General features: G+C 50.2%; 6 protein-coding genes and 1 other annotated feature. All 6 genes read right to left on the bottom strand.

Annotated elements, in window-relative coordinates; all coding sequences use genetic code 11:
• Positions 1–9: 9 nt before the first annotated feature.
• The 6 genes from BBD41_RS14870 to BBD41_RS14845 all read right to left on the bottom strand — a co-directional run bounded on the left by BBD41_RS14870 (position 10) and on the right by BBD41_RS14845 (position 13957).
• The gene (locus BBD41_RS14870; RefSeq protein ID WP_077568880.1) at positions 10–789 is read right to left on the bottom strand and encodes a class B sortase; all 780 of its coding nucleotides are present in this window, start codon (positions 787–789) and stop codon (positions 10–12) included.
• A 20-nt stretch (positions 790–809) separates the two neighbouring features.
• A complete protein-coding gene (locus tag BBD41_RS30495) occupies positions 810–7349 on the bottom strand; it encodes a DUF7601 domain-containing protein (RefSeq protein WP_099480629.1) in 6540 nt (2179 codons plus the stop codon).
• Positions 7350–8283: 934 nt separating this feature from the next.
• Positions 8284–8937 (bottom strand): FMN-dependent NADH-azoreductase, encoded by a 654-nt coding sequence (locus BBD41_RS14860; protein WP_099478015.1) that lies wholly within the window; start codon positions 8935–8937, stop codon positions 8284–8286.
• A gap of 170 nt (positions 8938–9107) precedes the next feature.
• Positions 9108–10769 (bottom strand): 2-isopropylmalate synthase, encoded by a 1662-nt coding sequence (leuA, locus tag BBD41_RS14855; RefSeq protein ID WP_077568883.1) that lies wholly within the window; start codon positions 10767–10769, stop codon positions 9108–9110.
• An 80-nt stretch (positions 10770–10849) separates the two neighbouring features.
• Positions 10850–11115, bottom strand: a binding site (T-box leader).
• A gap of 107 nt (positions 11116–11222) precedes the next feature.
• Positions 11223–12932 carry an ABC transporter permease gene (locus BBD41_RS14850; RefSeq protein ID WP_077568884.1) on the bottom strand — a complete coding sequence of 570 codons (1710 nt, stop codon included), beginning with the start codon at positions 12930–12932 and terminating at the stop codon, positions 11223–11225.
• Positions 12929–13957 (bottom strand): ABC transporter ATP-binding protein, encoded by a 1029-nt coding sequence (locus BBD41_RS14845; protein ID WP_077568885.1) that lies wholly within the window; start codon positions 13955–13957, stop codon positions 12929–12931. The genes BBD41_RS14850 and BBD41_RS14845 overlap by 4 nt, the downstream gene beginning before the upstream one ends.
• Positions 13958–13998: the final 41 nt, after the last annotated feature.

The raw sequence follows: 13998 nt of genomic DNA, 5'->3' as shown, positions 1-13998 counted from the left end.
TTTAAATCATCACTTGCGCTTTCGGGCAACAACCGCCAAACGACCATTTTCGGTCGAGTATTCACACGTAGACAGTACAATAAGCTTGTCTCCATGCCGGGGTGTTACGCCTGTGTCATAAAGGGCGAGTTCTTGGATGTTCCGGACATACGCATCGAAGTCAGCGGGAGTCCTTACTTTCTCAATCTGGTAGTATTTAAAAACGTCGTCCGATTTGCGATACACTTGGGACAGAATAACGGCGATAATTTCATACTCTTCCTTCTCATAAAGCGTACTGAACTGGAACGTAGCATGTTCTTTGTAGAAGCTTTCTTCCTTGTATTTCATCAAATCTTTAAACATCCAGCCGCTTTTCATGTGATGTCCATGAATCAGCAAAATGTCCGAACCGTTAATCCGGCTATGCTCGTCCAAAAAGGGGAGGCCGCCTTTGTTTTCCTTTTTATCGAAATCATGATTGAGATAGTACTCCGCATCCTGTGGATGCTGCATGACCGGGTACTCAATTCGGGTGCCGTCAATCTTCAGCCAACCCACGATATCCGGGTTCCTCCCGTAAAGCTCCCGAAATTCGGGAAGCATGACCGGCTCATTCGCCTTGTTGAACAAAAGGGAGGGGACTGCATTCCCCTCGCCTTTGTCCGATCCATCTTCCCAAACTTTAGCCAGCTCTTCGATCTTCTGCTGCTCAACATAATCCCGAACGAGCATTCTCGCAAGACTGACGAGAGAAAATACCAACACCAGGAGGGAAACGGCGATAAGAATTTTTTTGGTTTTACTCATTTTTCTTACCGCCTTTCCGGTTATTGAATGTGCTGTTTCTTCTTCCCGCCGAGCAGGCAGAGTCCGATTGTAATCAAGGACATCAACGCCAAGGCCAAGTAGAAGATTGGCGATGGGCCGCTATCCCCTGTTTTCGGTGCATCGTCCAGCTCGTTACTTCCATTGCCCGCACTCTGATCGTTGAAGTCGCTGACATTACCAACTTCGTTGTCATCGTTGTTAGTGTCATTGTTTACGTTGCCAGGTTGGTCAGGAACAGGGCTGACAGGACCTGGATTTACTGGCTCTGGAGCCGGGTTAACTGGGCCCGGATTCTCCGGCTCTGGAGTCGGGCTGACAGGACCTGGATTCTCCGGCTCTGGCGTTGGGTTAACAGGACCTGGATTCTCCGGTTCTGGCGTTGGGCTGACAGGACCTGGGTGCTCCGGTTCCGGAGTTGGGTTAACTGGGCCTGGATTCTCCGGTTCTGGCGTTGGAGTAACTGGGCCTGGATTCCCCGGCTCTGGAGCTGGGTTTACAGGGCCTGGTCCGCCGCCGGTGTTGATCGGTTTCATCGGCACATCGTATTTCACAATGTCGAAGTCGACAGAAATCGTATCACTTCTGTGCGTCTCGTATCCATCCTTCGTTACGATCAGATAATAATCCGCTTCAGGAAACACCATGTATGCATAGAAGCCATTTGCGTCGCTATCCTGCTCTGGGCTCTTATTGTCGTGCGGTGCAAAATTCGGAACCCGAGGAAGCGTTACTTTCGTATCCGGAGTACGGCCTTTATCTCGATTCCGCTGCGTATCCGCATAATACAGTGTTACTGTGGCTCCTTCAATTTTCTTACCCGTAACGGCATCACCTGTCGTTTCATCATAGACCGTACCGTAAGGGTCGACCAATTCCTCGGAAATATTCAGCTCTCCGTTAGCCTTCACGTCCAGCTGCGTCACTTTGAAGAGCAGTTCCTCTCCATTTTCAGCTTCATAGCGAACTTCCATGGTGTACTTCTGCTCGCTTAGCCCTTCCACGGAGAAAGTGCCCTTCGTATCCATCGGGAACGCTTTAGGACGACCGTTCTCCTGAATATAATTGCCGTCCTTGTCCTTCAAATAGATACGCATCTGGCTGATAAACGAATCGTTGAATAGCTCTGTTGTTCCATCCAGCTGCTTGAACAGAACGATCCCTACCGCCGTAATGTCCGCCGGAACGGTTTCGTCTTTCACGCTGCCGTCCACATTTGCTTTTTGCGTGAACTCGATAGGTACGTCTTTTCCGCCTACCGTATACACCTTCGTATACGTGATCGTATAGTCGGTGTCCGCCTCGGCAGGGACGAAATATTCACCCTTCTCATTCGTCTGAATCGTCTGCTTCTCAGCTGTCTTCAGATTAGTCACCGTGATGGATGCATTCGGAATGACTTCTCCTGTGTTGTTGTCACGCAGCACGCCTTCCAGATACGGGCGAGTATTTTCAAAGTGTGCCTCTGCCAACGTTTTCTCCGGAATGGTGCCTGTGTGTTCGAGGCTTTCAGGATCCATCACATAGCCGTCCTTCGAATAATCATCCTGGGTCACCGTATACTTGAGATACGTCGGAAGTCCTTCTATAAGGAGCGTCTGGCCGTCGGTAAGCTCGAAGGTGTCTCCGCTCGTGATCGTTCCTTTGCTGCCGTCCGACTTCACATAGGCGTAGGATTTATCCGACCCCTTGCCTGTGAAGGTGAGCGTGTACTGGAACGGCTTGGACTTGTCGTCGTCTTTGCCTTTAACCGTGTTGCTGATGAGCAGGCCGCCTTCGATGACTCGCACATTCGTGAACGGGGCAACTTCATCATTGCCCACCATGACCCCGGAATACTGCCGTTCCTTAGGTGTGGTCACGTATTCGTCAGTTGTGTAGTCCTTCTGAGTCACCGTGTATTTCAGATCCTTAGGCAGACCTACAATTTCCAGCGCCTCTCCATCCTTAAGGGTGAAGGATTCGCCAGACTTGATCGTGCCCGGTGTACTCGTTGCGCCGTCCGATTTCGTATACGCGTAGCTTCCATCCTTGCCTGCTTGTTCAAAGATGACAGTGTACTCGAACGCCTTCGTCTTGTCGCCGCCATTGCCCATGACCGTATTGGTGATCGTCAGCTTGTTGACGGTGCGATCATTGATGAAGTCTGCATTGCGATCGGCCCCCGCCATGATTCCCTCATCAGACAATCCTGCAGGGGTGGTCGCGTAGCCGTCGTTCGTGTAACCATCCTGGGTGATCATATACTTCAAATTCTCTGGAAGATCCTTAATTATAACGGTCTGACCATGTTTGAGCTCGAAGGTATCGCCGGATGTGATCGTGCCGGTCGTACCGTCGGAATGCTCGTAATTGTAAGCTTGACCTTTACCTGCACCGTCGAAGGTCATCGTGTATTTAAACGGCTTGTCCGGTTCTGCGCCGTCCCCCGTGACGGTATTGCTTACGGTCAGATTGTTAACGTTACGCTTGTTGACGAAATCTGCCTTATGGTCGCCTTTATTCACGATTGTACCGGATAACTCTCTCGTCTCCGGCATGGTCGTGTAACCGTCAACGGTCGTATAATCTGCCTCGGTTACGGTATAGACCAGATCCGCAGGCAATGCCGGAAAGACTACCGATTCTCCGTTCTTTAGGATAATCTTGGCTCCGCTCTTGAGCGTGCCAAACGTATTATCCGGCTTCTTATACCTGTACTCTCCGTCTTTACCCTCTCCGGCAAAGTTAACGGTGTATTCGAACACTTTACCCGGATCGCTGCCGTTACCTTCCACCTTATTGCTGATGGTCAGCTTACCTTGGGCCGGTGTAGGCACGACCAGCGGATTGTTCGAGTCCACCTTCTGTCCGTCAACGAGGACAGGCTTACCCGGCGCATCGATGACACGCACCCGGTACACCGTAGTCGTAGGCAAGTAAGTATCGGGATCAATATACGTCTGCTTGAGCAAGTAATCCCCCGGCACTTGAATAATGAAACTCGTCTTGCCGTCCGGACCAGTCGTTTTTTCTTCCATCTCATTGTTGTGCATATCCTTGGCCGGAGTACCATCAGGGTTATATAGCTTGAACTTGACGTCCTTCAGTGGTGTTTTCCCGTCGGGGCCAATCTTCAGCAGGTAGAGCAGCCCATTTTCATTTGCGCTTCCAGCCACATCGTTAGCGTCCAGCGTAATGTTGCTGTGCGCGCTGATCGGCGGGAGTTTATCGTCGCCCATCAACTTGATGGAGTTCCCGGCCACACCCGGCTGCATCCCCTGGGATTCCGTCTGGTAAACGATCTGATAGAGCTTGTTCGGGTCGGTAAAATCAAATCTGAGCGTCGATCCTCCGGTTGCCCCGTCTGTGCCCAAGGTGACCTTCACTTCGCTATTCGGATCCGCAAGATTCAGCGGTTGTCCGACTCGCTGCAAAGTACCGTCCGCTTTCATCTCCCCGGAATAGACAGCAATATCGGAAGGTTCAAGGGATAGGTTTCCATTTGCATCTTTACGCAGTTGTAGCCCCTTGGCAAGAGTATCCAGCAAATAGACGCCTTGCTTCATTTCGAACGGAGGCGTGTAGTTCACCGTCCATTCCTGCACGCCGGAAACAGGCTTTTTCGCGGTCTTGCTCAGAGACTGCACAGGCACAAGGATTCTATGAGTTTCGGTGGCGCTATAGGGCTTGTCTCCCCATTCCATGGAGAACACAGCCTTGTTCTCACCGGCTCTATTGATACCTATCTGGTAGGTTGCCAGCTTATCATTCGTCGGACGCGCCTTCACCAGAATGACGTAAGGGCTCTCCAGCTTGGAGAAGGTGAAGGTGCCTACATTCCCGTTCTTGATGAAGCTTACCACATGCCGCGGATCGTTCGGCTGTATGATCTCGTTTGCTTGTGCAAATGCACCATAACCGCCTGCACTTTGTCCTGAGCCTGTATTATAGCCCGTAACACCTTTATAAAGCCGATAAGGCTCGCCAGGAGCGTAATCCACAAACTCCCAACCTTCAGGCAGCGTATCTACCAGCTGGATGTCGCTGGCTACGCGGGTGCCGCCGTCCTTGGCCATCTCCTCCGTCTTAAAGCCCGGCATGTTCACCGCCAGACGGAAAGTAACCGTTCGATCTTTCCGATCATAGCCTGCTAGCAGGTATTTATCATCACGGGGAGTTCCAACACCAGTAAGAGGGTCGTCTACATACCAGTTCGGATCATTGACGGCAAATGCCCTCGTCCATGTGCTGCCGCTATAGTTACCATAATTTCGGTTCCAATCGGCAGCTATATTTCCTAGCGCCTTGCCGTTCTCATCGACTGTACTCGCATACAGCATCCCCTTGTTCAGCATCCGCACCGGGTTTCTGACGGTGGCATCATGGTGACTCATATAGTCGTCACCATCGAAGAACAAGCCGCGGTTGCTCCAATTGCCACCGCTATCCTGACGGAACAGGTTGTTCGGGTTAGTCGTAACGGATTCGAATGAAACGGTCCCCGTTACTTCTCCTTTATACCCTGTTACCTTGATCAGATCAGCCACCGGCTTGTCGTTGACCGTCAAGACAATGACCTCGCCAGCCAATCCGGCACCCGTTACAAGTGAGCCCTCGCGATATTTCTGCCAGAGCTGCTTGTCGTCGATTTTGCTTCTGATGGCATCGAGAGTTGTCTTCGATATCTTCTGATAATTCTCTTTATCCAGATTATCCAGCACAGCCAGAGAATCGCCGTGAACTAGCAAATCATAGACAACTGGATCATCCAGATCGTACTGCGGCTTCAAATTGATCGTCCATCTGGCGCCTCCGACGTTGTACAGCGCATAAGCGGTAGCATTGTTTGTTGCAGCGCTTTTCGTGAAGGTATGTGCGCCAACGATCACCTCAGTCGTCGCTGTCACGCCGTTAGGAGCTACTCCCACTGCATCGTTATTCCAGTCAACACCAGCAGCCGGACTTGCCAACTCCCAGTTAGCGCGTGGTACGTTCGTAAATTTACTTTTGCTCGTATCGGTTATCTTGGACACAATCGTAAGTTGAATCGGTCCGTTCGCATCTCCGATATTGAACACATTGCCAACGGGTGTAATTGACCCTTTGTCAACGCCAGCTACCGTATAGGTGGCGGATACGAACTCTGTGCCTTCAGGCAATGTGTCGGTAATCGTCACATTTTCCAGCCCGCCAATCGGTCTATTTTCACGATGATAATTTCGAGCGTTTACTGTAATGGTCCATGTGATGAGACCGCCGCCTCCGCCCACCTTACCCGATTGCTGAATCCAGTCGGGGGTTAGGGAGGCTTCGCTTGCATCGAGTGGTCCCGCCAGCATGGTAGTTCCATCTACATCAAGCAGCTTTGCAGCAGTGGTTTTAACTACTACTTTTCGGCTGTCATTAACGCCTACAGCAGCCCCGTTAGTGCCGTCGAATTCATTGTACCACTTGCTCTTCGGAATCCACGTTTTGAAGTCGAGATATGCGGCGCTGTCACCGAAGCCATCAGGGAGCTTATAGGTTAGCGTCCCGTTGACCGGATCAATAATCGGCTCTCCGGCATCAGCGACTTCAACGGGCGCCGTCACCTGTTTGATATTGCCGTTCGCGTCCACGGTGGTCTTTGCTTTGTAAAGCTTGAAAGAACCCGCTACGTACGGCCCAGCATCCGTTAAAGTATCAACAACGGTCAGGTTGTCCAGCTTCATCTGAATGGTTGGGTCATCCTTGTCATTGGAAGCTACAATAATTCGCCATGCAACAGCGCCTTCCTGAAAAGCAGCTCCATTGATCCAACTGTAGTGTCCAGACAAGCTTTGGCTTCCCGTCCAAATACGGTACACCGGTTCTAACGGGGAGTTGGTAAATTTGAACCCATTCCCGAAAATTTCCGTTTCCACGCCGCCGCCAGGGCTCTGATCTGCCGCTTTGGCATTAGCTGAAAAGCCGATTTTCACCTTGTTTTTACTGCCGTCATATACCCCTGCGCCATCAAACGTAATTTTGATGTAATCGGTGTAAAATTGGACGGTCGCAATTTTCTGACTGCCCTGATTAATCGGCGTAGGACCTGCAGGAGTCAAATTCACATCGGCGAAGTAGGTCGCCTTGTCCAGAATGGCATAATCCCCTTGCTGAATTACGGTGTCGGGCGGAGCACTGGGATAGTCACCCTGGGTTGGCACGGCGATATCGTCCAGCGCAATGGTAAAATTGTCCCGTCCGTTAATCTCGCCTCCTGGCGGAATCACAGTCGCAGGGTTCCCCTGCTTTACCGTGAGGGTAAACGTCGGGTTGGCGTTCACCAACACCGCCGTCTTATCCGCCGGCCCAGCCGCTAAGGCCATCGGGGCGGAAGCCGGCTCATCGTACACATCCTCCGTTACTGACGGCGGTTCATCCGCACTCGGCGAGTCGGCTGCGTCAACGGCCGCCTCGGAATTGCTTGGCGCGCTATCTGCATATGCAGTGAAAGAGAACGTCACTGTCTGCAAGACAAGCAGAATCGCCAGGCAGAAAGAAAGCAGTGCCTTGCCTATGCTGCGTTTTTGTTTCAAGAACATTTTTCCTCCATTCCTGGGATTGCCGGAATAATGCCGGCAGCATGGATCTCTGCCAACGCTCAAGTATGTCGACATCCGCTTGTTGCTTCAGCCAGCGGCTCATTACATCATTCGAATCTTGCGAGCTTAGGCCAAACGGGTAGGTGCCATGAGCGTTTATGGCCATTGATCATGCTTTTTCTTTATCTTCGTCAACATTTATACAAGCTGTCGGGGATCACTTGTTTGCGAAGCCCCTCTTTTTCACCTCCCATAGGAACCTGATAGACTTACCGGAACAAGCAGTAGACCCCTCTTCGCTTCCCCTTAATTTAGTTATGACGTGATCTATCATGACCAATATCTTCTCAGATGCAGGACGTCTAATAAGGGAGTGATACAGTGGACCTATCTTGGTTCCTTTTTCATACTAAACATATGAGAAGATTTTCCTACCCATTTTAAGTCATTAGACTTTTTCCGACAATACCCGGCAAATACGCCTTCTATTAACCTGTTTGTTACTGTCGGAAGGAAGAATCTATCGAAAATATAAAATCTCTTCGATAATTAATTGCAACTTGGTTATATAGTAATAAGTTTTTATTCTCAAATATGGACTAATTACCCTTGCGCAAATTCCAAACTATACTTGAACAACAAATTTGAAAGCATTATCCTTTGCGAATAGCCCAAAAAAATTTTTTCGAAAAATTTTGTTAAGCGCTTCAAAAAGGCACCGCCATTCGCTGCTCTCCTTTCGTATATAGCAGCAGGTGTGCCACGTTCAACATATTCCACATGACTATAGCGCAGCAACGAGCGATTGCAGTCAAAACGAAACAGCCTCGGTCTGATCGAATTCAGAACCGAGACTGCCTGATTGACTTGACTTTTATATTTTTGAACTGTCTACTGGGCGAGGTGAATTCACCGTCGCCAAACGAGTTCACGCGTTTTCAACATGAACCGATCTTGCAAAGGACGCCGCCGCAGACTCGGCTTCACGGAAGGCCTGGGCTAAAACTTCATCCTTTCCCCGTGAATAGCTCCCTTGAGCACGGATAATTTGATAGTCGACGCCCATAAAGTTAAACATCGCCTTTAAATACTTGTGAGAATACTCGACTTCCGTGTACCAATCCTGATTCGTATAGATTCCATCGCTTGCTTGAATGACAAGCACGTTTCTGCCGTCGGTTAGCAGACCGACCGATCCCTTGTCCGTATAGGCGAACGTCTCTTTAGCGATCAGAATGTTATCGATATAGTCTTTCAGCTTGGAGGGAATGTTAAAGTTATGGAGCGGCATGGCGATGACATATTTCTTCGCACGCTTAAATTGCTGCAGAATTTCGGTCATGCGGGTGTCGAGGGCCTGCTCTTCTTCAGTCAAGGTCTCCCCGCTTCTCCTTTTCTCGTGCAGGCTCAGAAAGGTACGGTCTATGCAAGGAATGGTATCCCGATATAAATCGATCCGTTCGATTGGCCCTTCCGGATTCATCTCTCTATACGTCTCCAGAAAATGATGGAGCACTTGCAGGCTTATCGACGAATCGGCATCCACCATGGGGTGTGCATTGATAACGAGCAGTGTTTCCAACTTCGATCTCTCCCTTATCCTGTATTTCTGATACATAGATGAGACAAATAGCAGATGTCTTTTGTGACATGACAGCTTAGCCTAGGATTCCAAATAAAAACAACCGACCCCAAAAGCAGGTCGGTTGTTCTTGTTCTATAAGCAGTCCATGAACTCAGACTTTAGTTGGCTCATTTCCGGCTAAATTGATTCACGGCGCTAAACAGCGCTTTTACAGACGAGGTCATAATATCAACGTCAATGCCGCAGCCCCAATATACGCTGCCGTCAGCAGCCGTTATACCGATGTAAGAGACCGCTTGTGACTTCGAGCCTGTTTCCAAAGCGTGTTCTTTATAGATCAAGTCGGTATAGTTCATTCCAAGCTCGGTTTGGAGCGCATTGCTGATGGCATCAAGTCTTCCGTTTCCGGTGCCCTCAATCTCCTTGACTTCATTGCCGGTTCGGATCGTGACGGTCGTATGGAAATCTTCATTGTCCGTCATCCGGTATTTGATAAACTCGACAGGAGATGTTATGTTCACATATTCCTTCACGAAAATGTCGTAAATTTCATCCGGCATCAATTCCTTCTGCTGTTGATCCGATACGTTCTTCACGAAGTATCCGAAGTTTTCGCGCATTTTCGCCGGGAGATCGAGTCCGTACTTCAGCTGCAGGACATATCCGATGCCGCCTTTGCCGGACTGGCTGTTAATGCGGATAATATCGCCTTCATACTCCCTGCCGATATCCTTGGGATCAATCAGCAGATAAGGAACCGACCAATGCCGCGGCTCTTGTTCCTCGCGCCACTTCATTCCTTTTGCAATGGCATCCTGGTGCGAGCCCGAGAAAGCGGTGAATACCAGCTCGCCTCCGTAAGGATGTCTCTCGCTTACTTTCATCTTGGTCAGCCGTTCATAGACGGAGATGATCGCAGGGATGTTCTCAAAATTCAGCTTCGGGTCCACCCCGTGCGAGTACATGTTGAGCGCCAGCGTCACGATGTCGACGTTCCCCGTTCTCTCGCCGTTTCCGAACAACGTGCCTTCGACGCGCTGGGCTCCGGCCAGCATTCCCAGCTCCGCATCCGCCACGCCCGTTCCTCTGTCGTTATGCGGATGGACCGACAAAATGACATGCTCCCGGAAGCTCAGATTCTCGCTCATATACTCGATCTGACTTGCGTAGACGTGAGGCATCGACATGGAGACTGTTGCAGGAAGGTTTATGATAACCGGGTTCTCGGCCGTCGGCTGCCATACGTCGAGCACGCTGTTGCAGATGTCCAGGGCAAACTCGATCTCCGTACCGGTGAAGCTCTCCGGCGAATACTGGAACTGGAAGTTTCCTTCCGTCTCGGCAGCGCATTCTTTGAGCAGCTTGGCGCCGCTCACGGCAATGTCGATAATCTCTTGTTTGGACTTGCGGAATACCTGTTCCCGCTGCGCTACGGAGGTCGAGTTGTACAAATGGACGACGGCCTTCTTCGCGCCCTTCAGCGATTCAAACGTTTTGCGGATGATGTGCTCTCTCGATTGGGTCAGCACTTGGATCGTAACGTCATCCGGGATCAAATCCTGCTCGATCAATGTGCGCAGAAAGGTGAACTCCGTCTCCGATGCCGCGGGGAATCCGACCTCGATCTCCTTGAACCCGATCTCCACAAGCAATTTGAAGTATTCCAGCTTCTCCTCCAAATTCATCGGAACGATCAATGCCTGGTTTCCGTCGCGAAGGTCGACGCTGCACCAAATCGGCGCCTCGGTAATGTATTCCTTTTGGGTCCAGCTCAAGCTTGTCTCCGGCGGCATAAAATATCCTCTGGCGTATTTCTCAACATTTTTCATGGATATCCTTCCTCTCATCGATTTCCTGTGCTTAACTGCAAAAGATCCGGATGCACAAAAAAAGCCTTCCATCTCCAATAACAGGAGACGAAAGACTTTGACATCTTACGCGGTACCACTCCGAATTCATGCCGTCATCAGCATGCACTCTACGGATACAGGGCTGGCAGCAACGCACAATCCTTGCATCCTCCTGAAGATAACGGTCAGGCTCCGGCTCCACCTACTCTACGGGTTCAGCGAGCAACTCCAAGGCGAGTTCCGATTTTCTCCACGGCTGTTTCGCACCATCCAACAGCTCTCTTCACGTTTTGAAAAACGTACTATTCCTTTTCAACGTTTTAAATATTAGAAACAATGTATATCACCAATACGTTTGATGTCAAGTATTATCTTCATGTGTCAGGGATGTGCATTGTTTTATAGTATGCCGCTATTTCGGAATTTTTACCTTCAAGTTCTGCTGTTTCTGCCATATACAAAATATAAAGTAATGGTGGACATGATCATCAATATTACGGAATACACCAAGGTTAACGCTTTAGTATCCGCTGCGGCCTGCGCATCCGTGCTGTTCTTGATGACGATTCCTAACGGTTGGTACAAGGGATGATAGAGGAACACCGTAACGTCGTAATCGGCCAAAATCCCGTTGAAATTCAAGGCAAGGACCGCTAACGTCGACGGAAGAATGATGGGCAGCAGCACTTTCCTGAACGTATAGAAGGGTTTGGCGCCCAGGTTTCTTGCCGCATCTTCCAAATTGCCGTCCAAGCTGAAGAATGATGCCTTTACCATACGCAGGGTGAAAGGAATATGAACGATCACATACGCGATCAACAGCATCCAGACCGTTCCCACCAGAACCGAATTCCCGATCACCAGCTTGGGCGTATTAAACGTTACGATCAGTCCGATCGCGATTAATGTCGAAGGCAGGATCCATGGGATCAGCAGCGAGTATTCCAGGGCAAGCGTCCACTTGTTATTATATTTATGCAATAATCTGGAGACCGCCAGCGTCAACGCAACAACGATGACCGAGGCTGCGGCAGCATAGACGATGCTCACGAGATACGGCTTGAATGCCGACATGGATGAAAACACTTGAATGTAATTATCCAAGGTGAAGCTGTTCGGATTCAGCGTGGCGGTTGTGATGCTGGCCGAATCGGTGAACGAAAAGAGAATGATGAGCACGACCGGAACGATATAGAGCACAAACAGGCCGTATGCCAGAATATGAGCGGCCACATTCCCGACTTTGTGCCGGATTTTCTGCTTGACCAGCTCGGACTTGACTTTGGAGACCGACATGAAGTTGCCCTTGCGTTCAAACCGGATCATCACGGTTAACAGCACCAGTGTCGCCAAACCGAGAATAAGGGCCAGCAGCGCGGCCAGATCCCTCGACGTCATGCTTTTCGAAAAAGTCAGGATCATCGGCGTAATCGTCTGGAATTCCTTCCCGCCGAGGATGAGCGGTGCGGACGTCGCAGCAAGGCCGGTCAGGAAGGTCAGAATCGTCAGCGCATAAATGGTTGGCTTCAGAACCGGAAGCACGACCCGCCGGAGGATGTACCATGCAGACGCCCCCATATTTCTCGCCGCTTCTACGGTCTGGAAGTCGATTTTGCGAATGGCATTGCTCAAGAACAGGAAGTGGTTGGACGTGCAGGCGAACGTCATGACGAATAGAACCGCCCAGTACCCATGGAACCAGGTCGTATCAAACGAAGGGAAGATGCGGACCAAGAGCTTGGTCATAAACCCCTCTTCGCCATACACGAATTTATATCCGGACACCAGCACGACCCCGCTGTAAATCAGCGTCGTCGAATATCCCAGCTTTAGGATCTTCGCCCCTTTGATATCGAAGTATTCCGAGATCAGCACGAGCGTAATGCCCACGATGTTTACCGTAACGACAAGCGAGAACGCCAGAATAAAGCTGTTATACAAACTTTTCATCGCCCGTTCGGACGACAGCAGCTTTTCCGCCGCCTCCAGCGTAAATTTGCCGTCTTTAAAGAAGATTTCGCCGTAAATATTCAAGTTCGGATAAATTAGGAAGGCAATGACGAACCAAATAATCAATCCGTACAGGATGATGGCGATTGGGTTCATGGAAGCCAGCCGGGTGTTTAGGCTCCGGACATTCATGCTTCCCCCTCCTTCATCGGGTACTGCAAAATATCGCCTACCGGAATATAAATATCCACCTCGTCGCCAACCTCATGATGGACGAGCCGGCTCTCTTTTTCGATGGTCTTTAATTGTCCGCCGCCGGAAATCTCCAGCACATATTTGCTGTATAATCCGTAAAATTCCCGCTCCGCAATCTTGCCTTTCAGCTGGATCGTATCGATGCCCGGCAGGGGCAGCAGACTTACCTTTTCATTCCGGACGTAGGCGATATTTCCCGGGCGGACCACCTCATGCAACCGGCTGTTTGTTATCACCTGCGGATCGATCCGGTTAATATCCCCGATAAAATTGCACACAAACTCTGTCCGGGATTGGTTGTAGACCTCCAGGGGCGTGCCTACTTGCTCCAGGACCCCTTGATTGAATACGCCGATCCGGTCGGACAGCGTCAACGCTTCTTCCTGGTCGTGCGTGACGTAGATCGTCGTGATCCCGAATTTCTTCTGCAATTGCTTCAGCTCGTTTCGAAGCTGTACCCGCAGCTTCGCGTCCAGATTGGATAATGGCTCGTCCAGCACCAGGATGCTCGGCGTCAATACCAGCGCTCTGGCAATCGCCACGCGCTGCTGCTGGCCGCCGGATAGCTCCGATACTTTCTTGAAGAGCTGTTCATCCTTCAAATCGACCTTACGGGCAATATCCCGTACTTTACGGTCCACTTCCGTCTTGGAAATCTTCTTAACCCGCAAGCCGAAGGCGATATTCTCGAACACATTCATTGTCGGAAACAGCGCATAGCTTTGAAACACCATCCCGATCTCCCGTTTTTCGATCGGCGTATGGGTAATGTCGGTATCTCTCAGCAGAATCTGTCCGCTCGTAGGCGTAATAAATCCGACCAGACTGCGAAGGGTCGTCGTTTTCCCGCAGCCCGAAGGACCAAGGAACGTGAAAAATTCCCCTTCCCGAATATGCAAATTGAGGTTTTTGACCGCATGAAACGCTCCGAATTTAATGTCCACGTTTTGGAATGTAATCATCGTATACTCTTCCTTTTTGTTGTTCTTGAATGAACGGCTGT

Source organism: Paenibacillus ihbetae, assembly GCF_002741055.1.
Classification (GTDB): domain Bacteria; phylum Bacillota; class Bacilli; order Paenibacillales; family Paenibacillaceae; genus Paenibacillus_AQ; species Paenibacillus_AQ ihbetae.
The sequence above is the reverse complement of the archived record's forward strand: the minus strand, read 5'-3'. Positions and strand labels throughout refer to the sequence as shown.